The sequence below is a fragment of the Candidatus Thiodiazotropha endoloripes genome (genome assembly GCF_001708965.1).
Taxonomy (GTDB): Bacteria; Pseudomonadota; Gammaproteobacteria; order Chromatiales; family Chromatiaceae; genus Thiodiazotropha; species Thiodiazotropha endoloripes.
Genome location: NZ_LVJW01000003.1, coordinates 1,978,219 through 2,000,120 on the forward strand (window position 1 = coordinate 1,978,219; position 21,902 = coordinate 2,000,120).

17 protein-coding genes are annotated in these 21,902 nt (G+C 51.8%); 9 read left to right on the forward strand and 8 right to left on the reverse strand.

What is annotated here, in order from left to right:
* The first annotated feature begins 26 nt into the window (after positions 1-26).
* A complete protein-coding gene (locus A3193_RS08870; protein WP_069014552.1) occupies positions 27-1,343 on the forward strand; it encodes an NAD(P)-binding domain-containing protein in 1,317 nt (438 codons plus the stop codon).
* Positions 1,330-3,375: an ankyrin repeat domain-containing protein gene (locus A3193_RS08875; protein WP_162272492.1), complete on the forward strand. Its 2,046-nt coding sequence runs from the start codon at positions 1,330-1,332 to the stop codon at positions 3,373-3,375. Before A3193_RS08870 ends, A3193_RS08875 begins: the two co-directional genes overlap by 14 nt.
* A gap of 138 nt (positions 3,376-3,513) precedes the next feature.
* Here the strand turns inward: A3193_RS08875 and A3193_RS08880 are convergent, their stop codons facing one another.
* The 4 genes from A3193_RS08880 to ald all read right to left on the reverse strand — a co-directional run bounded on the left by A3193_RS08880 (position 3,514) and on the right by ald (position 9,051).
* On the reverse strand, positions 3,514-4,848 hold the full coding sequence (locus A3193_RS08880; protein ID WP_069014554.1) for a replication-associated recombination protein A: 1,335 nt from the start codon (positions 4,846-4,848) through the stop codon (positions 3,514-3,516).
* On the reverse strand, positions 4,845-5,471 hold the full coding sequence (gene lolA, locus A3193_RS08885; RefSeq protein WP_069005995.1) for an outer membrane lipoprotein periplasmic chaperone LolA: 627 nt from the start codon (positions 5,469-5,471) through the stop codon (positions 4,845-4,847). Before lolA ends, A3193_RS08880 begins: the two co-directional genes overlap by 4 nt.
* Before the next feature lie 24 nt (positions 5,472-5,495).
* Positions 5,496-7,808 carry a DNA translocase FtsK gene (locus A3193_RS08890; RefSeq protein WP_069014555.1) on the reverse strand — a complete coding sequence of 771 codons (2,313 nt, stop codon included), beginning with the start codon at positions 7,806-7,808 and terminating at the stop codon, positions 5,496-5,498.
* A 178-nt stretch (positions 7,809-7,986) separates the two neighbouring features.
* Positions 7,987-9,051, reverse strand: coding sequence for an alanine dehydrogenase (gene ald / locus A3193_RS08895; protein ID WP_069005997.1), 1,065 nt, complete (start codon positions 9,049-9,051; stop codon positions 7,987-7,989).
* Between the two features lie 176 nt (positions 9,052-9,227).
* Here ald and trxB point away from each other — a divergent pair, with 176 nt between their 5' ends.
* Positions 9,228-10,193 carry a thioredoxin-disulfide reductase gene (gene trxB / locus A3193_RS08900; protein WP_069005998.1) on the forward strand — a complete coding sequence of 322 codons (966 nt, stop codon included), beginning with the start codon at positions 9,228-9,230 and terminating at the stop codon, positions 10,191-10,193.
* Between the two features lie 387 nt (positions 10,194-10,580).
* Here the strand turns inward: trxB and A3193_RS08905 are convergent, their stop codons facing one another.
* Complete coding sequence (locus tag A3193_RS08905; RefSeq protein WP_069005999.1) at positions 10,581-11,249, reverse strand: flagellar brake protein; 669 nt, start codon at positions 11,247-11,249, stop codon at positions 10,581-10,583.
* 292 nt (positions 11,250-11,541) lie between these two features.
* Here A3193_RS08905 and aat point away from each other — a divergent pair, with 292 nt between their 5' ends.
* Together aat and A3193_RS08915 are read left to right on the forward strand one after the other, a co-directional pair.
* Positions 11,542-12,249, forward strand: a complete 708-nt coding sequence (aat, locus tag A3193_RS08910) for a leucyl/phenylalanyl-tRNA--protein transferase (protein WP_069006000.1) — start codon at positions 11,542-11,544, stop codon at positions 12,247-12,249.
* Positions 12,243-12,989 carry an arginyltransferase gene (locus A3193_RS08915; protein WP_069014556.1) on the forward strand — a complete coding sequence of 249 codons (747 nt, stop codon included), beginning with the start codon at positions 12,243-12,245 and terminating at the stop codon, positions 12,987-12,989. The genes aat and A3193_RS08915 overlap by 7 nt, the downstream gene beginning before the upstream one ends.
* Positions 12,990-13,279: 290 nt before the next feature.
* Here the strand turns inward: A3193_RS08915 and A3193_RS21080 are convergent, their stop codons facing one another.
* Together A3193_RS21080 and A3193_RS08925 are read right to left on the reverse strand one after the other, a co-directional pair.
* Positions 13,280-13,531: a carbon storage regulator gene (locus A3193_RS21080; RefSeq protein WP_069006002.1), complete on the reverse strand. Its 252-nt coding sequence runs from the start codon at positions 13,529-13,531 to the stop codon at positions 13,280-13,282.
* A gap of 771 nt (positions 13,532-14,302) precedes the next feature.
* Positions 14,303-16,009 (reverse strand): B12-binding domain-containing radical SAM protein, encoded by a 1,707-nt coding sequence (locus A3193_RS08925; RefSeq protein WP_069014557.1) that lies wholly within the window; start codon positions 16,007-16,009, stop codon positions 14,303-14,305.
* Positions 16,010-16,304: 295 nt separating this feature from the next.
* On the opposite strand from A3193_RS08925, the gene tviB reads away from it, so the two are divergent.
* The 3 genes from tviB to A3193_RS08940 all read left to right on the forward strand — a co-directional run bounded on the left by tviB (position 16,305) and on the right by A3193_RS08940 (position 19,714).
* Positions 16,305-17,582, forward strand: coding sequence for a Vi polysaccharide biosynthesis UDP-N-acetylglucosamine C-6 dehydrogenase TviB (gene tviB, locus A3193_RS08930; protein WP_069006004.1), 1,278 nt, complete (start codon positions 16,305-16,307; stop codon positions 17,580-17,582).
* On the forward strand, positions 17,579-18,610 hold the full coding sequence (locus tag A3193_RS08935; RefSeq protein ID WP_069014558.1) for an NAD-dependent epimerase/dehydratase family protein: 1,032 nt from the start codon (positions 17,579-17,581) through the stop codon (positions 18,608-18,610). The genes tviB and A3193_RS08935 overlap by 4 nt, the downstream gene beginning before the upstream one ends.
* Before the next feature lie 96 nt (positions 18,611-18,706).
* Positions 18,707-19,714: an NAD-dependent epimerase gene (locus tag A3193_RS08940; protein ID WP_069006006.1), complete on the forward strand. Its 1,008-nt coding sequence runs from the start codon at positions 18,707-18,709 to the stop codon at positions 19,712-19,714.
* Between the two features lie 386 nt (positions 19,715-20,100).
* Here the strand turns inward: A3193_RS08940 and rdgC are convergent, their stop codons facing one another.
* Positions 20,101-21,006, reverse strand: coding sequence for a recombination-associated protein RdgC (gene rdgC, locus A3193_RS08945; RefSeq protein WP_069014559.1), 906 nt, complete (start codon positions 21,004-21,006; stop codon positions 20,101-20,103).
* Between the two features lie 276 nt (positions 21,007-21,282).
* Between rdgC and amrA the strand changes: the two genes are divergently transcribed.
* Positions 21,283-21,858, forward strand: coding sequence for an AmmeMemoRadiSam system protein A (amrA, locus tag A3193_RS08950; protein ID WP_069006008.1), 576 nt, complete (start codon positions 21,283-21,285; stop codon positions 21,856-21,858).
* Positions 21,859-21,902 lie beyond the last annotated feature (44 nt).

A 21,902-nucleotide genomic window follows, 5' to 3' on the forward strand; every position in this document is an offset into this window, starting at 1 on the left:
TTTGAGCTTTTGAGACACGATCAACAATGCAGTACACCATCGATTTCCTGCTGATCTACCTAATACCCATACTGCTTGTATGGGCTATTTACATATTGCATAGCCGCAGGAAAAGTAAAAAGAATCTTGCTCTTAAGACAGAAGAGTTCGAAGCAGGCCTGACCGAACCGGCTTCGCTCCACCCATTGATCGATCCGGCAAAATGCATGGGTTGCGGAACCTGTGTGAAAGCCTGCCCGGAGCAGGCCAACCATCCCGTACTGGGGCTGATCGACAATAAGGCCGAGCTGATCGCTCCGACCAACTGCATCGGCCACGGCGCTTGTAAAACCGCCTGTCCTTTCGATGCCATTACCCTGGTCTTCGGCACTGAACGTCGCGGCGTCGATATTCCCCTGCTGGATAATTTTCAAACCAGCATGCCGGGCATTTACATCGCCGGTGAACTGGGTGGCATGGGTCTGATCAGAAATGCCATCGTGCAGGGAACCAAAGCCATGGATCAGATCCTGGAGGCACTCAAAAGTGAGGGCAGCGCACCCCTGGATCTGCTGATCGTGGGCGCCGGACCGGCCGGATTCTGTGCCTCATTGCAGGCGATGGAGAAAAAGATCAAATACAAGACTGTGGAGCAGGAATCTCTGGGGGGAACGGTTTTTCAATTTCCCAGAGGCAAACTGGTGATGACCGCGCCGGTAAAACTGCCGCTGGTTGGTGAGGTAAAATTTACTGAAACAACCAAAGAGAAGCTGCTTGAGTTCTGGGAGGATGTAGAACGCAAGACCGGTGTGCAGATCAGCTACCATGAGCGGGTGGAGAAGATTACAGCCAACCCGGCAGGTGGCTATGATGTCAAAACCAACAAGGACACCTATCATACCCGCATGGTCCTGCTGGCTATCGGCCGACGGGGCACTCCCCGAAAACTCGGTGTGCCTGGAGAGGATTTGAGTAAGATCACCTACCGCTTGATCGATCCGGAACAGTATAAAAACCAGCATGTCCTGGTGGTTGGCGGCGGTGACAGTGCGCTTGAGGCTGCAACCAGTATCGCTGCGGAACCTGGCACTACAGTCACCCTCTCCTACCGCAGTGGCGCCTTTAGCCGGGCGAAGAAAAAAAATCGGGAAAAGGTGGATCAGGCTGCAGAATCAGGCCAGATCAATCTGTTGCTCAGTACCAATGTCACTGAATTCACAGAAGAGACTGTGACCATCGACAAAGGTGGGGAGAAGATTGAAATTCCCAATGACGCTGCCATCATCTGTGCCGGCGGTATACTTCCAACAGGTTTTCTTAAAGAGACTGGTATCAATGTGGAAACCAAACATGGCACTGCCTAGTTCAAACACAATAATCAGACAGACAGGGATGGTACTGTTGCTATGTCTTATGCTGGTTGCACCCTTTCCAATACTCTCTGCAGAACATGCCGAGGCTGAAGCGGCCATACGTATCCGGGATTTCAATCGTGCCGTCGAAATCTACACACAACTTGCAGAACAGGGAGATGCCGAGGCGCAATTTGCATTGGGAGGGCTCTATCGTGCCGGCCGCGGTGTCAAAAAGGATTATGCCAAGGCGCTCCACTGGTACCTGAAAGCAGCCAACCAGGAGCATCCCGAAGCGCAATACACCACCGGGACCATGTATGAAAACGGCTGGGGTATCGATGCAGATTCAGCAGTCGCCAGTGAATGGTACGACAAAGCCGCCATTCAGGGTCATCGGTTGGCGAAAAAGCGTTTGGAGAATCTTTCCACCACCTCCCCGGTGACCGGCTTGAGCGACCAACAGGCGGCTGAGTTACTCAATCGCGCAGCGGCGGCGGGCAAGAGTGAAACCCTGAAGCGTATCCTGGCATCAGGTCTCTCACCCGATACCCGGGATGAGTTCAGTCGCAGTGCGCTGCATGAGGCAGCCATCAATGGCCGAACAGATGCCGTTGAAATCCTGCTCGCGGCAGGCGCCAACCCGAATACCAGCGACAGCCTCGGTGACACCCCGCTCCACTCGGCTGCAGGATTGGGCTATGCATCGATTGTGCGCAGCCTGATCAAGGCTGGAGCCAAGTCGGAAACCCTGGACGCCAACGAAAATACGCCTTTACTGGTCGCCACCGGCAGAAAGCACCTGGAGGCCGTCAAGGTCCTGCTTGACAATGGTGCCAGCGTAAATGCCAAAAACCGCAAAAAACAGACCTCGCTGGATATGGCACTGCTGCGCAATGACAAAGCGATTGCCAAACAACTTAAGGCAGCCGGAGGCATTGCAACCCAAACTCGAAACAAGACTAAAGAGTTCCCGGATCTTGCAAAGATCACTGCATCAATATCCCTGTCGAACGAAAACCCGGATAATCAGAGTAATCCGTTTGCAGGCTGGAGCACGTTGCATCTTGCCGCCTGGCGCGGCCAGAAGCCTTTGATCGAGGCTCTGCTCAAGCAGGAGAGTGAACTCGATACACTGGACCCGGAAGGGTTAACTCCGTTAAGCCGAAGCGTATGGCAAGGCCACAACGAAGTGACCACGTTACTGCTTGATCATGGCGCTGATCCCAATCTGGCCGCCAGCGGCAGCCCTACCCCACTGCTGCTGGCCTGTCGTGAGAACAATCTGAAGCTGGTAAAACTGTTGATCGCACGAGGTGCAATAATTGATGTCTCCGGCAAACATCAGATAACGCCGCTGCATTTGGCGATCGAACAACAGAACCAGGAATTGGTTGAACTGTTGATTAAAAACAATGCCCGATTGTCCAAGACCACCGACACCGGCATCACACCACTGATTCTGGCTGTACTCAAATCCCAGCCTGAGATCGTTAATATATTGCTTTCGCGCGGTGCCTCACCTGATCAGGCAGATGATAAGGGCCGGACCCCACTCTACCATGCGATTGATGTCGGTGATCCTGCGATTTTTCATCGGCTGTTGAAGAGTGGCGCAAAAATCGAGTTGCAGGCTGATGATGGACTCACTCCAATGATGCGCGCCGCTGCAAATGGTCATGCCGATATGGTGAAAGAGCTGATACCAAGGGAAGGCTATGTGGATCGGCTGAGTAATAATGGCAATACTGCATTGATGCTGGCAGCCAGAAGCGGTTCACTGAACACCCTGAATATCCTGTTACGCTACTCGGAAAATCTGGAACATCGCAACAATGCGGGTAACAGTGCTCTGATGCTCGCAGCCGAACAGGGACACCTCTCCATTGTGAAACGCCTGTTGGAGATGAAAGCCAACGCGCACCATCTCAACCTCCGACGCGAGAGTGCCGAGGACCTCGCCAAACAGGGTAATCACGATGAGGTTGCTGAATATATCAAGGCCAATAAAGGCAGTGGTGGACTGCTCGACTTGATGCGCTAGATCTATATAAGCCGTGATTAAAGATGCCAATGGATCTGAACAGCGATTGGGGTGTTAGCGTCTATTTGCGCTGATTCCCACTATTTTCGGCTAATGTATAGTGCCTGTTATATCTCGCAGATGTTTAAGAAACAGACATCACTCCTCACCTGCCTGCTCATCCAGTTTGCGCAGAAACGCCAGTTTTTCGGCGATCTTTATCTCCATACCCCGATCCACCGGGACATAGTATTGGCGACCGTCCAGCGCTTCCGGCATGTAGCTCTCACCAGCCGCATAGGCATGGGGTTCATCATGGGCATACCGATAGGCCTTACCGTAACCCAGAGACTTCATCAGCTTGGTCGGTGCATTGCGAAGTGCCAACGGCACCTCCAGAGAGCCTGAGGATTTGGCGTCCGCCAGTGCGCTTTTCCACGCCATGTAGACCGCATTGCTTTTAGGGGCACAGGCCATGTATACCACAGCCTGGGCAATTGCCAGCTCCCCTTCCGGACTGCCCAATCGCTGCTGGACATCCCAGGCATTGATCGCCAGTTGCAAGGCCCGGGGATCTGCGTTGCCGATATCCTCTGAGGCCATTCTGACCACCCGGCGGGCAACATAGAGGGGATCGCAACCCCCATCGATCATCCTGGCCAACCAGTAGAGAGAAGCATCCGGTGAGGATCCACGAACTGATTTATGCAGTGCCGAGATCTGGTCGTAAAAGGCCTCACCACCCTTATCGAAACGCCGCAGGGTGCCACTCGCCACCTCCTCTACCGTGGCACTTCCAATCTTTTTTGAATCACTTAGATCGGCGGCAATTTCAAGCAGGTTAAGCGCCCTTCGGGCATCCCCATCAGCCGCCTCAGCAAGCAAGGCCAGGGCTTGTTTTTCGATACTCAACTGCCTGACACCAAGACCGTTAGACGCATCTTCCAGCGCCTGCAGGATAATCTGCTCTATCTCGCTTTTCGTCAGCGCTTTGAGAACATAGGTACGGGCCCTTGAGAGCAGCGCGTTATTCAACTCAAATGATGGATTTTCCGTGGTTGCACCAATGAACACCACCGTGCCGTCCTCTACATGGGGTAGAAAGGCATCCTGTTGTGACTTGTTGAAACGGTGTACTTCGTCAATGAAGAGCACTGTCGGTCGCTGTTGCTGCTGTTGAAACAGTTTTGCTTTTTCCACCGCCGCACGGATCTCCTTGACCCCGGATAGTACCGCGGAAAGGCTGAGAAACTGTGCACCGGAATGTTCGGCAATCATCCCGGCCAGGGTGGTCTTGCCGGTCCCAGGGGGACCCCAGAGTATCATTGAGTGGAGACGGTCCTCTTCGATTGCGAGCCGCAGCGGTTTATTGGAACCGATGATGTGGCTTTGGCCAATAAACGACGCCATTTTACGGGGTCGCATACGATCCGCCAGAGGACGAAACTCCTCAATCTGACTCTGCGTAAAGAGATCCTGATCCTGACCGCTCATAGATCGCCAATGAGGTCGATCAGAGGGGGTGGTTCAAATTCGAACAGCGCGTCATCCAACTGAGGGTTGCGTTGCATATTTTCGAAGAAAAACCGGGTGACCTGGCCAAAATTATCAAACATTTCCATTCGTTCGAGACGGTTCTCCTGGAGTGCCAGGCGTACGCTGGCAAACTGTGCCTCTTTACTTTTCGGTACCAGTTCAACCCAGGTCAGTTCACTTTCAATACCGAGCTCATTGACCTGAAAGTGTTGTGAGATCGGTCCGGTACCGCTCAACAGTTGGGCCGGCGTACCATCCAATACCGCCTCTTGGCTGCGGTGAGAGACCTGTTCCAGTTCGATGTCATGTAACCAGATCCGATCCCCGTCAGCGACGATCAACTGTTCACTGGGCGTCTGATACTCCCAGCGCAGCTGTCCGGGGCGTCTCAGATAGAAAACCCCGTTACTGGCGTAGACCTGTTCGTAATCGGGCTGTTGCAGGGTCTGGCGAAAATCGGCTTTGAGGGTTTTCAGATCCTGCAAAAAAGTCTCCAGCTGTCTGATCCCACTCTCCGCCCAGAGGGTTTGGGAGAGGCTTACGAACAGCAGCAGCATCAAGCCACTCAGGCACTTTTTCATAGAGTGATCCGTTTACGAGTTGTATTAATCTTTAGGCGGAGGTGGTGCCAAAACAGCACGGCTGCCATTGTTTTCGGCCGGTCCGACAATCCCGGTACGCTCCATCTCTTCAATCATTCTGGCAGCTCGGTTATAACCGATCTTCAACCGGCGCTGCACACCGGATATTGAGGCCCGCCGGGTCTCTGTGACAATTCGTACCGCTTCATCATAAAGAGGATCACTGTCCTCCGTGTCACCGCCTTCAGCCGGGAACCCGGGTACCGACTCCGTCGCTTCCTGCAGGATCTCTTCCAGATAGTCGGGTTGTCCCGAAGCCTTCAGGTGTTTCACGACCCGATGCACTTCATTATCGTCAACGAAGGCACCGTGCATACGTTGGGGTATATTACTGCCGGTCCCCATATAGAGCATGTCACCATGACCCAGCAGATGTTCAGCCCCCATCTGATCGAGGATTGTTCTTGAGTCGACTCTGGATGAGACCTGGAAAGCGATTCGGGTAGGAATATTCGCTTTGATCAGACCGGTAATGACATCCACCGAGGGCCGCTGGGTCGCCAGGATCAGATGGATACCGGATGCCCTGGCCTTCTGTGCCAATCGCGCAATCAACTCCTCGACCTTCTTCCTTGCCATCATCATCATGTCGGCAAGCTCGTCGATAATGACCACAATAAATGGCAGAGGTTCCAGGGTCGGATGAGCCATGGCTTCGATGACTTCGGTCGGTTCCGGTTGAAACAGGGGATCCTTGATCGGCTCGCCCTTTTTGATCGCCTCTTTCACTTTACGGTTGTAGCCGGTGATGTTACGAACCCCCAGACTGGCCATCAGGCGATAACGACGCTCCATCTCACCGACACACCAGCGCAGGGCATTGGCTGCCTCCTGCATGTCGGTCACCACCGGGGTCAGCAGATGAGGTATGCCCTCGTAGACCGAAAGTTCCAACATTTTCGGATCGACCATGATCATCCGCACTTCATCCGGTTTCGATTTGTAGAGCAGACTGAGAATCATGGCATTGATCGCAACGGATTTACCGGAACCGGTGGTACCTGCGATCAGTGCGTGGGGCATCTTGGCCAGATCGGCACACATCGGATTACCCGCGATGTCCTTACCCAGGGCGAGTGTCAGGGGCGACTTTGAGGATTCGTAGGTCTCCGACTGCAGGACCTCACTGAGGAAGACCATCTCCCGATACTCATTCGGGATCTCCAGGCCGATCACCGATTTTCCCGGAATGACTTCCACCACCCGCACCGCAACGGTTGAGAGTGCCCGGGCAAGGTCTTTCGACAGGCCACTGATCTTACTGACCTTGGTACCTGCCGCCAGCTTCAATTCGTAGAGGGTGACCACCGGTCCGGGATGAACCGCAACCACCTCGACATCGATATCGAAGTCGGCAAATTTAAGCTCAACCTGACGCGACATGGCCTGCAGGGCCTCAGCGGAATAGGCCTGCACCGTCTGCTTGGCCGGATCGAGCAGTGCCAGAGGTGGAAGCTCGCTGTTGGGATCAGCATCAAACAGAGGGACCTGGCGCTCCTTCTCAACCCGCGCACTGGGCTTCGGCGCATTGATCACAGGTTCTATTCTGGGTTGCTTGCGGCTCTTCTCCTTCTTCTGCTCCTTCTTGATCAACTCCACCCGCTCCTGTCGGGCACGCTTCGCTGCATGACGCTCCTGCAGTGAAACAAAACCTTTTTGAAGAGCGTGCGTGGTTTTCAGTACCAGACCACCAAGAAAATCCATTACGGTGAACCAGGAGACGCCGGTAAACAGGGTAAAGCCGCTAAGAAACAGAGCCAACATCAACAGACTACTGCCTGAACTACTGAAAACGGCTTCGAAATAGTTACCCAGCAGCGTTCCCAGAGCCCCTCCCGTTCCGGTAGGCAGGTTGGCCATCAGATGATTGGTATGCAGTGCCGCCAGAGCACACCCCGAGGCCAGGGTGATGAAAAAACCGAGCCAGCGAACCAGTACCAGATTGATATTCACAGAGTCGTCCGGATTGCGGCGGCGAAAAACCAGTACCGCACTCCAACTCAGCATGATCGGAAACAGATAGGCAAAAATGCCAAACAGATAGAGAAAGACATCCGCAAACCAGGCGCCGGCAGGCCCCCCTGAATTGAGTACCTTGGCTTCCGAGCCGGTATAGGACCAACCCGGATCAAGCGGGGAGTAACTGAACAATGAGAGCAGCAGATAACCACTGAGGCAGAACAGGCTCCACATGATGCCTTCCCGCATGGCATGACTGACATGGGAATGAAAGGCGCTCTGTGCTGTTGTTTGTTGGCTTTTTGCCTGTACGGCCATAGTTTCGTCTCAATCCAATCGCTGACCCTTGCGGGTTCAATCAGGAGCGAGCGCCCAAAGTATGAGTATTCTCATAGGGGGCTTCGCTCAATCGCTCATTTCCAGATATTTTAAACTGGACTATTCTATCAATATTCACTTCTATATTATAGAGTTACATATTTTTGTTATTCTTGATTCACAAGTATTGATCACGCAAGACAGGATGCACCAGTTCCCCCTTTGCCAGGTTTACCGCACCCCACAGCTGCTGATCATTCTGCCAATCCTCTTCAACCAGACGAAGCAGGTAGGGCATCATCGATGCCGACAGGGCCTGACTGGCGCTTCTCGGCACCGCGCCTGGCATATTGGTCACACAGAAATGAGTCACCCCATCCACTTTATAGGTTGGATCTTCGTATGTGGTCGGCCGCGTTGTCTCAATGCATCCGCCCTGATCCACGGATATATCCACCACCACGCTACCAGGACTCATCAAGGAGATCTGCGACCGATCAACGATTCTTGGTGCCTTGGTTGCTGGAATCAGCACGGCCCCGATCAACAGGTCTGCATTTGCCACAGCCTCACTCACGGCGTCTTTGTAGGGGTAGAGTGCGGTCACATTTCTGCCGAACCGGCGCAACTCCCCCATCCGATCCCTCAATCGTTCGAACACGGTCACCCGCGCGCCCATGGCGGCAGCCAACTCCGCCGCATTGCCACCAGCCTGACCGCCACCAAGAATCACAACGTGCCCAGGCTCCGCAGCCGGTAAACCGCCAAGCAGCAATCCCTTGCCACCCTGCTGATGGTGCAGCAGAGTGGTGCCGTTCTGTACCGCAAGACGTCCGGCAATATCGCTCATCGGCGCCAGAATCGGCAGTCTGCCCTGCTCTTCCACCGTCTCGAACGCTATCCCTGTAACCCCTGAATCAAGCAGTCGCCGGGTCAGTGACTCATCGGCAGCGAGATGCAGAAAACAGAACAGCAACTGCCCGGCCCGCAGCATCTCCGGCTCATCCCCATAGGGCTCCTTCACCTTGACCACCAGATCAGATGCCTGATAGATCTCAGTGGCACTCCCGACAAGGGTTACCCCCAGCTCAGCATAGCTCTGATCCGGGTAGCCGCTTGCCACGCCGGCTCCACTCTGCAGAAGCACTTGATGGCCTTTCTGCACAAGTGCTGCACAGGCTTCCGGCACCAGACCAACACGCCCCTCCAGGGGTTTGATTTCTGTAGGAATACCGATTTTCATACCTTGTTTCTCTTGGTGATTCTTTACCCAGGAGTGATGATTCCGTAGTATTCCCGCATTCTCTATTTCAGACTTGGATGCGGGTCACCGATTTTCGGACTCCATATTCCACGAGTCGTACAACTTTTCATAATCTGACACCGATTTCGGGCAGATTCCGAGTGGAGTAAGTATACATGAGTGAAACCAAGCATTGCCGCCTATTGATTCTCGGCTCCGGCCCCGCCGGTTATACCGCAGCCGTCTATGCAGCACGGGCCAATCTGCAACCTGTCCTGGTTACCGGCATGGAACAGGGCGGTCAGCTGATGACCACCACTGAAGTGGATAACTGGCCTGGTGACAATGACGGTGTTCAAGGTCCGGATCTCATGGAGCGGATGCGTAAACATGCAGAGAGATTCAGCACTGAAATTATCTTCGACCATATTAATAAAGCTGATTTAAGCCAGCGCCCATTCCGTCTGACTGGCGATCAGGCCGTCTACACCTGTGATGCACTGATCATCTGCACCGGTGCCTCGGCTAAGTACCTGGGACTTGAATCGGAACAGTCATTTCGCGGTAAAGGTGTATCAGCCTGTGCAACATGCGATGGCTTTTTCTACAAAAATCAGAAAGTAGCTGTAATCGGTGGTGGCAATACCGCCGTTGAGGAAGCACTCTACCTGTCGAATATTGCCGCTGAAGTTGTGGTGGTGCACCGCCGTGATCAATTTCGCTCGGAAAAAATCCTCTCTGATCAGCTGAAGAAGAAGGCTGAAGAGGCAAATGTCACGATCGAGTGGGACCATGTGCTGGATGAAGTGCTGGGAGATCAAACCGGTGTCACCGGCATGAGAATCAAGAATGTCAAAGATGATTCAACCAAAGAGATCGACCTGCAAGGTGTTTTCATCGCCATTGGACACAGCCCGAATACCGCCCTGTTCGAAGGTCAGCTGGATATGAACAACGGCTACATCAAGGTTGCGGGTGGTCTGGAAGGTAATGCCACAGAGACCTCAATCGAGGGAGTTTACGCCGCTGGAGACGTTATGGACCATGTCTACCGCCAGGCCATAACCTCTGCCGGCACAGGCTGCCAGGCGGCGCTGGATGCGGAGCGATTCCTGGATGCCTTGGCTGCCAAATCCGAATAACCAATCTGGAGTATCCCGGTTTCCGCATAGGAAACCGGGATAGAATCAAAAGAGTCATGAACCTGGCTGCCTCCCTTCCCCGCTCATCCGGTCAAGCCATACGCCCCTACCCTTACTCGCTTGTCATTCGGCCGCTTTCCCACAGCACCACTCTGCCGTCACCTGGCTGCTCATGGCCGGGTTAACAGTATTACTCATCGTTGTCACCCTGGGCAGTGCAATCCTCTGCCACAGAGTCGCGGATAAAAGAGGAGGAAATGGCACTCTATGGGCCATCCTGGGCCTGATATTCGGACCGATTGCGATACCTTTCGTCTTTTTATTGACCCGACGACGAAAAACCGACAACTAGGGCTTGTTTAGTCAAGCCACTTCAGCGTCCGCTGTTCAGCCACGCTCTCGGGCGATACTGCCATGCACATAGGAGCAGAGCAGTAACTGTTGAAAGCGATTGAGACCACGAAACTCCAGACCGTGTAGATAACGCATAGACCCATCCGGGGCAGGTGTCTCACGGATATTCCTGATGGTGGCCAACACCTTGAGGACATCATTGCCACCACACACCGACAATGTCTGGGTAATCTGAATAATCGAACCCACATCACCAAGTTTGTCACTATCGATAACCCGGGCGCCGGTACTGCTCAGGTCGGTGATGATCACATTTCTCTGCAGATCCGTGCCGCTTGCGCCTTGCGGCTTGATAACCATGGCCTGCAGTTCAGTGGGAACACGAGGTGCGTTTCTTACCACCGCACTCTCAACATCGTCAGGATAGGCCAGATGGATGTGTGGATAGGGCTTTGACGAGACATTAAGCACTCTGGCGACAAATCCGAATATGTTACTGCCCTGTAACATCCGTACAGTAAAACTCTGACCGTCACGGACAATAATGGGATTACCGGTTTTACGCGGTGTGGTGATCACCAGGCTTTGGCCTGGCAGAAATCCCACCAGGGTAGCGGAATAGCGATCCTGGTTTTCAGCAGGAGGTGCAAACTGTAACTGTAATACATCACCAATCTGCAGGTGTTTGACGGCGTCAGACAAAACAATACTCCGCAATCTGATTCAAAATTAATACCCTTTCAAGCGATCGAGGTAACGTGGCAACTATCGTATACAGGTGCTTGTAGCTTAGCGTAAACCGATACCGGATATCAGTTTCACTTCCAACTCCCCAGCAAATGCCAGATCAGCATCCCAATCACACGTCTGGAGCCGGGAAAATATTTCAGCGATTTCCTGATAACCACATACTCAACCAGTGAATAATGCGAATTTTTTATTGTTTGTACAAGTGGCTGTTATGATTATATTAAATCCAGGCTATAAACAGACTATGATTTTTCTACTCGACGATAACCCGAACACCCCGTTCCCGGATGTGTCACTGGCCGAAAAAGAGCCAGATGGGTTGTTGGCAGTGGGTGGAGACCTCACCCCTCAACGTCTTATCCAGGCCTATCAGCTGGGCATCTTTCCCTGGTTTTCCGAGGGTGAACCCATTCTGTGGTGGTCACCCGACCCTCGAACCGTGCTCTACCCCGAAAAGATCAAAATCAGTCGCAGTCTACGTAAGACCCTGAGGAAAAATCTCTATCGTGTCACCTTTGATCACCAATTCGATGAGGTCATCCGAGCCTGTGCAGCTCCCCGTGACGACTCACCTGGAACCTGGCTGGTACCCGAGATGATCGATGCTTACACTGAACAGTATAAGCTGGGGCTGGCTCACTCAGTCGAGGTCTGGAAGGAGAACCAATTGGTGGGTGGACTGTACGGTATGGCGATAGGACGTGTATTTTTCGGCGAATCCATGTTCAGCCGTGCCAATGACAGCTCCAAGGTTGCCCTGGTCTATTTGAGCAGCCAGTTGAAAGCATGGGATTTCAGAATGATCGACTGTCAAGTCTACACCAGACATCTGGCCAGCCTTGGAGCCGAGGAGATTCCGAGACAGCAGTTTTGTCAGGACCTCTACAGTTGGACACGCCTTGAGACCCAGGTAGGCAGCTGGGCAGACATCGAGCCAATCCAACCATGTTAGATAACCCGGGTTTTGCACAGGAGAATGCCTACGCACTCTATATGAGTCAGTTGCATGAGTGTTCCTACCTGCCTGGCAGAGATGCCAGAAACCTGTTTCTCGATCCTATGGCAAAGGTCAATGATGAACTCTACCAGCAGTTGATCGACAGAGGTTTCAGACGGAGTGGCTGTTATCTCTATCAGCCCGCCTGCCCAAGCTGCACCAGTTGTGTCTCACTGCGAATACCGGTCGAGGCTTATCGGCCATCACGAAGTCAGCGTAGAAACTGGACAAAGAATCGTGATCGTTATGAGGTCAATATCTTAAGCTCCGACTACACGGATGAGCACTACCAGCTCTACAAGAGATATCTTCTGCAGAGACATCCTGATGGCGCCATGGCCTGTAACAGTCCCGGGCAATATACCCAGTTTCTCACCTGTGACTGGGCTCACACGCAGTTTATTGAGTTCCGTGATGCCGGTCGTTTGGCTGCAGTGGCGGTCAGTGATCTGCTGCCAAATGGCACATCATCAGTCTATACCTTTTATGATCCGCAACTGACCCGGGAGGGTTTGGGTGTGTTTGCTTTAATATGGCAGATCTACCATACGAAAGAGCTTGGCTTGGAGTGGGTCTACCCGGGGTTCTGGATTGAAGCCTGTAATAAAATGAACTATAAGTCCCGCTTTCGCCCATTCGAATACTGGACAGGACAGCAGTGGGCCAGTCATACTGAAATAGTGGGTGAGGAATAGCACACTCTATACGATCCAGTCATTGTTCATTGATAGCCAGTCACCCGATTACCCACACAATAACAATAACACCAACTCACCCTACCAGGATCTGTTAACAGGAATCCAATAGGCCCTAGAACAAGTCAGTCAAAAGAATTACACCGGCAACAACCATATAAGAGTCACTTAACTTCTATGCTTGGTAAAGCTGACCTTTGTTATTTCCATTACTTAGCTGTTGTAGGTTTTCCTGATTGGTCTATATCCACCTTTGTACCCGTGCCGAGTTTTATTTTTTTTGCGCGGATTCAGAGATCGAGAACAAGCTTTTTACGCCTTGGTTTGTATGTAACCTGTGGTTGATTCTTGTTTCGATCTGTAACAGAGGGTTTGAGTGTAGTCGTATTCATTCTGTTAGCGAGCTCTTCTCGCAAAATCAACACATCGGATGGCGCATCGATCCCAAATCTTACATTGCCATTATTGATATTCAGAATTCTAAGTGTTACTGCTTCTCCTACTTGCAGTGACTGATTCAAATGGCGTGTCAGTACCAGCATTAGCTACCTCCTTGGAGCATATAATTATAAGTTTCCTGTACAGAACCGATATAACCCGATCAGTACTTTCATTCAAATATTGATGAAATGTACAGTAGAACTCTAAGCCCAATCATACATTATTGGCTATACAGGTCTACAGAAACTCAAACCAATTTTAGTTGATTTTTATGATTGCATTGGCTCTAACGGAGGCCGATTATATTTTAAATAATAAGTAACAATAAATAGTGATTGTTCAATTAGCTCTTGCCTGATTAAATGCCGTAAATATGGTCTTTTCATCCCAACAATAATAGGATCTTAGCAGCCTCTCCGCTGCATATGATTCATTGACAATCCGTCAAAGATATTTCAGTGCGCGTTTAACACGAACCCCATTGACTGACGTCTTTAATATCGAAATAACTGATTATTTGGGAGGCATCCCCCGTCTGTCTCGAGTCAAATATATGATGTTCAATTTCCAAAAAAACGTCTCCTTTTCTGTTAGACCGGTAATATCTTGAAACACAGTGAGGCGAAGTTTATGGATCAATCAAAACGAAAAAGTTTATCACCTGACTTAGTAGTAGCTTGCAAACGCCTCCAGGGAGAGAAGACGCTCTATCGAAAACCAGGAGTTCGACTCATGCGCCAAGCAGAAACAGAACTTTAATGTTAACAAGCCCTAGAACATCTGTCTGATCGATGCAACAGAGTTACAGCCTTAAGCGGAATAGTGGTTTGATCCAGCCCATATGGCGGTCGGCAGAGTGATACCCATTTCACTCAAGCGAGAGAGAAGATCTCCACCGGTTTGCCTTTTTTGTGCTGTCTCGGCCAGAGTGCATACCGACCTGCCACATAACGACTGCCAGTTAACTGATTGATCATGGTCACCCCCGTATCGGTCAGAGTAATAACAGGTAATCGCCTTCGGCTGCCCTGCACTACAACCTTCTCACTCAGGGTCAATCGATCTGCGATCCACTGGGGTGTTTTTCCATTGACCAGGCTGAATTGGCAGTAATCCCATAGCAGCCACTCCTGCAGACCTGGTGTATCCTCGAGGTAGGGAATCATGAAGTTGCATAGCTGATCAAACAACGCGTCTGGCTGCAGGTTATCCCGGGCTATCTGTTGTCCTGAATCGTCGAGCAACCGATCAAAACAGTCGCTGACACTACCGGAAAAGCATTGACTCACCAGACCCGTCAGAGTGGTTTTTAACAAACCACTGTTGTAGAGGCGCTCCAGTAATTCCGCATAGCGTTTGAATTGAGCGATCTGTTTGAATGCCATGGAAGGGTTAGACAAGACCTCATAGGGTGGCTCGGTATCCCATCGATACCCGAGTTGATGAGCCTGTTGCTGTAAAGGGGTTCCCGGGAGCAATTTCAGGATTCCGAGTTGCAGATGATCCGGGTAGAGCCTGAAAGTCTGATCCAGGGAACTGGTACAGAGTTCAACCGTCTCTCCGGGTAGTCCCACGATCAGGTCAAGATGGACTGGATGTCTTCGCATCTCAACCAAGCAGCGAATATTCTCCAGTGACTTTGCCACATCCATCCGCCGATCGATGTTGATCAGCACCTGGTCATTCAGGGTCTGTAATCCGATCTCAAACTGAAACTTTCCTGGGAGCGCTTCACGAAACACGCTCATCGCCTGTTCAGAGATCCGATCCGGGTTGAGTTCCAGATGGAAACGCAATCCATCAGGGGTTGCAGCAAAGCGCTGCAGCAGTGTCGAGGTACGTTTTTCCCCAAGATGGAAGCTGCGATCCAGTAGCTTGACGGTTTTATTGGATAGCTGTTCAAGGACTTGCAGGTCGGCTTCTACCCTTTCCACAGGAAAGGCTCTCAAGCGCTCCGTTGCACTGCTACAGAAGCTGCACTGGTAGGGGCAACCTCTGGAAGTTTCCCAGTAAACCAAAGGCTTAGCACTGTCGAAGCGCCCTTCTGACACAATCGGTGGAATCTCCGATACCGGCATCAGCTGAACTGAATTCTGCTGAATCTGATCATCTTTCCGGTATACCAGACCAGAAACGCTCTCAAAATCCCCTTGCGTTTGAAAAACCCTGTTCATCAGGTCAGTAAATGCGGCCTCCCCCTCCCCTTCGATCACATAGTCGATTTCAGACACCCGGGTCAACAGTTCTACCCCTCTGGCGCCAGCCTCTGGCCCGCCGAATACCACCTGCATCTCGGGCAATAACTGTTTAAGCAGTCGGCTCAGACGGATGCTGGCCGAGATGTTCCACAAATAGGTGGAGAAGCCGATGATCCTCGGTGCATATTCAACCAGCCTCTCGATCAGCACCTGGTGATTGGTATTGACCAGGGCATCGAACAACTGCATCCGGTGCCCACAGCCTCGAGCATCCGCATAGGCCGCAATGGATTGGAGAGCGAGGGAGCTGTGGCTGTATCCGGCATGTAACGCTACAAGCGCAACCTTGGGATGATTTTCAGAAGCGGATGTCGGTAACAAGTTTTTCCTCTGCCCTTAATACGATCCAGGAATAAAATTCATCAATCAAACGTCACTACCAAGAAGCTCTGGCAGCCTGACAAGCTTTGATCCTTGAAGACAAAATCGGCTGTATATTGTACACCTTCCGGGTTCCTCATTATCGCTACTTGATCATTAGAAATTCCTCGATTTCAAGGGCCTGCCAAGTTATCATTCACCAGCCTATTTGCAGATATTGAGACTCTGCTCAATTTTTCTCAAGTAGCGCTCTGATTACACACTAATACTCTCATGGCAGAAAGGATTTGGAAGCATGATCGATTTCGATAAAGTGCACATCGGTGTACTGGGTCTTGGTTACGTTGGGCTGCCTCTGGCAGTTGAGTTCGGAAAAAAATTTCCCACCATCGGTTTGGACATCAATGAAGCACGTGTCGAGGAGCTGAAACAGGGCAAGGACAGCTCTTTGGAGGTCGATCCAGCTGAGCTTCAGCAGGTGCCCCACCTCAGCTACACCAGCCAGCTTGAAGACCTGAAAGCATGCAATGTCTTTATTGTTACGGTTCCGACACCAATCAACGAGCACAAACAGCCGGATCTGTCACCACTGATCGGCGCCAGTCATGCGCTGGGCAAGGTGATGAAATCTGGTGACATTGCCATCTTCGAATCGACTGTCTATCCCGGAGCGACCGAAGAGGTCTGCGTACCGATCATGGAAGAGGAGTCCGGCTTGAAATTCAACCAGGACTTTTTTGTCGGCTACAGCCCTGAGCGTATCAATCCCGGAGATAAAGAGCACAGACTACCCACCATCAAGAAGGTAACCTCAGGCTCTACCCCGGAAGTCGCTGATTTTGTTGATGAACTTTACAAAACAGTCATCACGGCCGGAACCCATAAAGCAAGTAGCATCAAAGTGGCTGAGGCGGCAAAAGTCATCGAAAACACCCAGAGAGATGTCAATATCGCCCTGATTAACGAGTTGGCTCTGATTTTCAACAAATTGAATATTGATACTCTGGAAGTGCTTGAAGCGGCTGGAAGCAAATGGAATTTCCTTCCCTTCAGACCTGGACTGGTGGGTGGTCACTGCATCGGTGTTGACCCCTACTACCTTACCCACAAAGCCCAGTCCATAGGCTACCAGCCAGAGATCATCCTGGCCGGTCGTCGTCTCAATGACGGTATGGGCGCCTACGTGGTACACAGCGTAGTCAAGATGATGATGAAACGGGGAATGTCCACCAATAACAGCCGAGTTCTGGTGCTGGGCCTGACCTTCAAGGAGAACTGCCCTGACCTGCGAAATACCAGGGTCGTCGATATCGTCAGTGAATTTGAGGACTACGGAGCATCTGTCGATGTCTATGACCCCTGGGTCAATCCGGAGGAAGCAGAGGAAGAGTACGGATTACTTCCCATCGATAGTCTGTCTGACGGCACTTATGATGCAGTCATCCTGGCAGTGGCACATCAGGAATTCCAGCAGATGGGCGCGGACAAGATCAGAGCGTTGTGTAAAGAGAATGGTGTACTGTTCGATGTTAAGAATGTACTCCCCGTTGATGAAGTTGATGCCAGACTATGACTACCTATGAATCACTGAAAGAGCGTCTGAAAAGTCAGCCCGCCACCTGGCTGATTACCGGTGTAGCCGGATTTATAGGCTCTAACCTGCTGGAAACCTTGCTGAAGCTGAATCAGAAAGTTGTCGGCCTGGATAATTTCGCAACTGGCCACGCTTACAATTTTGACAAGGTTAAGGCCGCTGTTTCCGTTGACCAGTGGTCCGCTTTTCGTTTCATCGAGGGTGACATTCGAGATTTGCAGACCTGCCACGACGCCTGTAACGGTGTCGACTATGTACTCCATCAGGCTGCCTTGGGCTCAGTACCCCGCTCGCTCACTGATCCGATAACCACCAATGAGTGCAACATCAGCGGCTTTTTGAATATGCTGGTTGCCGGTAGGGATGCGCAGGTCAAGCGTTTCGTCTATGCGGCCTCGAGTTCGACCTACGGGGATCACCCGGGTCTGCCGAAGGTCGAGGATAAAACCGGAAATCCGCTCTCACCCTATGCCGTCACAAAGCTGGTGAATGAACATTATGCCCAGGTATTTGCCCGTTGCTATGATTTCAACACCATCGGACTGAGATATTTCAATATCTTCGGCCAACGTCAGGATCCGAATGGAGCCTATGCGGCTGTGATCCCAAAATGGGTGGCTTCGATGATCGACCGGGATGACGTCTTCATCAATGGGGATGGTGAGACAAGCCGTGATTTCTGTTATATCGACAATGCGGTTCAGGCCAATCTGTTGGCAGCCACAACCACCAATCCGGATGCGGCCAATCAGGTTTACAATGTGGCGGTAGGAGACCGAACCAGCCTCAATCAGCTGTTCACCAAAATCAGAGACATTCTTGCTGACAGATTCACCTATCTGAGTGACCTTACCCCGGTATACCGGGACTTCAGGGCTGGTGACGTTCGTCACTCCCTGGCCGATATCGAGAAGGCAAAAAACCTGCTTGGCTATCAACCCAGCCACAACATCGATCAAGGCCTGACTGAAGCGATGTCCTGGTACATTGATGACTTAACCAGCTGAATCAAAATCAACTGATCTGATAGCTGTCAATCAGCTACAGATCATTTCTATCTCTTTACACTCAGGAATCTGTATTCAAAGGAGGAAATTGAAAGCATGCGTGTACTCATCACCGGCGGTGCCGGATTTATCGGATCCGCCCTGGCTCTGCGTTTATTGGAAAGGGGCGATGAGGTCATCAGCATCGATTGCCTGAACGACTACTACGATGTGAATCTGAAAAAGGCGCGGCTGGCCCGTACCCAGGCCCACCCCAATTTCACCGACCTTCGAACGGAGCTTGAGGACAGGTCGGGGATTGCAAAGATTTTTGCCGAGTATCAACCCCAAAGGGTTGTCAATCTGGCCGCCCAGGCCGGGGTTCGCTATTCAATCGAAAACCCTCTCGCCTATGTCGATTCCAATCTGGTCGGTTTCGGCCATATTCTGGAAGGTTGCCGTCACCATGGCATTGAGCACCTGGTCTATGCATCGAGCAGCTCCGTCTATGGGGCGAATACCTCAATGCCCTTCTCCGTGCATGACAATGTGGATCACCCGGTCAGTCTCTATGCGGCAACAAAAAAAGCCAATGAGCTGATGGCTCACACCTACAGCCATCTCTATCGCCTGCCCACGACCGGATTGAGATTTTTCACGGTTTATGGTCCCTGGAGCCGCCCGGACATGGCGATGCTGAAGTTTGCCCACAAAATCATGCAGGGCGAGCCGATTGATGTCTTCAATTATGGTAAGCACAAACGGGATTTCACCTATATCGACGACATTGTCGAAGGTGTGATCAGGGTGTTGGACCGGGTCCCTGAGCCCAATCCGGAGTGGGATTCCGACCATCCCGATTCCGCCAGCAGTACCGCCCCCTACCGCCTCTATAACATCGGTAACAACCAACCGGTGGAGCTGATGCGCTATATCGAGCTTCTCGAAGAGAGCCTGGGTAAGAAGGCAGAGCTGAATCTGCTGCCACTTCAGGATGGGGATGTAATTGCAACCTACGCTGATGTGGCAGAGTTGATAGAGGATACCGGCTATAAACCCTCTACACGCCTGGAAGACGGTGTCACCAACTTCGCCCGCTGGTTTCTCGACTACTACGATTACTGAATAAACACCACACCCTCAAGCCGTCACCTGATTCGATTATGTGCAGGACATTCTTGATCACCCTGACCGATTAAGGTGCGGGTTAATGAGAGTTGCAAGGGTTGACGTGCGGCAATCGCAAACAGCCTGAAGAGGGGATACACTGGGGAAAAAACAGGCGGGGGATGGCCCTGGAGGCAGTTGGGCCACCGATCCCCGCCAGACTAGCGCTTAACACGGAAACGACCAACCGTGAGCGTTAGGAGAGACTATAGGCTCTCATCCCAGTGGACATTGACCTGAGTCAATAAACCATAATATAGACCGGGTTATTGGAGAACAATGTCCAAAAAAATACGACAGGTACACATACCCAACTGTAAACCAAGCCATTTTATCTGGCCCACCTATTCCGAGGCACCGCCGAAGAGTTCGATCAGACTGGGTAGAAAGCGCCGAAACTCCAGACACATCAAGGTGAAGTGGCTGTCAAATGCATCAGCCTCAGTCTCAATCTGATTGTCTGCAGCCTGCTCTTGTATCAGATCCAAGAACCGTAACCGTTTGATTGAGAGGTCTGACTCGATCAGGCATGAGATCCGCTCGTCCCACTCAACCGCCAGCTTGACCACATCCTTACCCGCTTCCAGATGGGCCAGGATCTCATCCGCAGTCAAGTCCTGCCCCTTGCAGCGCACCACACTCGCCTCTTCCGAACGATCCTGTAGCTCACAGCTGTCCAGCAGGCTGAAATTTTTGTGCTGACCCGGGTGTTTCAACCACTCCGTCATGATAAAACTTGGTGCGGTGGCACTCTCCAGGGGTTTCACCGGCAGAGAGCCCAGGGTATCCCTTAACAGGGTGATCAGAGCCTCTGCCCGGTTGGCACTGGAAGCATCCACCAAGATCCATCCCTGCTGTTTGTCGATCATGGCATATTGCCGGGTATGGCGACTGAAGGCCTGGGGTAACAGCTGCTGGAAGGTATCCTCACGCAGCTCGGTACGCTCTTTGCGTCCGACCTTACGCCCCTCGGTCTGTTCGATCTCTGAGATTTTTTCCTCCACAATCTCATTGATGACCGTCGACGGTAACAGCTTCTCTTCTTGGCGGGCACAGATCATCTGACACCCAGCGATCTCATGAACCAGCAACTCCGACTGCCTGCCAAGAGGTGTATCCCACCCCAGACTCATCAGCTCCTGACTGCTACAGGATTGGAAGGCCTTGCTTTTTAGCTCCTCCTCCATGGCTTCCTGTGAGAGATTCAAAGGTTGTTGCAACAGATAGATCCGGAGATTCTTAAACCACATAAATTATTTCCATCGGAGAGTGCCAGGGAGCGGATTATCCAGAACTGTCAGTTGTCGAGTCAAACCGATTTTCGCGCAATCTCCGGTGATGGGTGATACAACCATCATGCTTTCATTGGGAAATCAGAGAGTTCAGTCAACTGTAAAAAAATCTTTGCTCTGATTGGACCCGGACACCTGCTGCCGGTAGGCTATTCTTTAAGAGTGGAGAGGTTCTGACTGACTGCATTTTCATCTCTTCAGTTGATCTCAAATAAACGGCAAATTGGGGCCTGCATGACCTCCGAATTCACCACTCTTTCCGATCAGGATCGCGCCCGATTACTGGATGTTGCAAACCGCTCAATCGACTACGGCCTCAGCACTCATGAATCGTTGGAAGTGAATCCGCAGGACTACCCGGAAGCGCTGCGAGCCATCCGCGCCAGTTTTGTCACCCTGAAACTGGCTGATCAGCTGCGTGGTTGCATCGGTCACCTGGATGCCATGCAGCCGGTGGTATGCGATGTGGCTGGAAACGCCTATGCAGCGGCCTTTCGTGACCCTCGATTTCCGCCATTAAGCCCCTCGGAAAGAGACCAGGTGGCGATTCATCTCTCCCTTTTAACCCCTTCGGTTGCCATTGAATTCGACTCCGAAGCCGATCTGTTGGCCAAGATCAGGCCTGGCAAAGATGGCTTGATCCTGATCGAAGGAAGACGGCGAGGCACCTTTCTGCCATCGGTCTGGGAGTCGCTGCCCAATCCACGGGATTTTGTCGATCAACTCAAACTGAAGGCCGGTCTCCCCAGTAACTACTGGTCTGACAGCCTGGAAGTGATGCGATACGAGAGCGAGTCCTTTGCAGAATAGGTCGGGTCTATTTGTTTTTCGCAGATCAAGCCCATTGGCAGGAC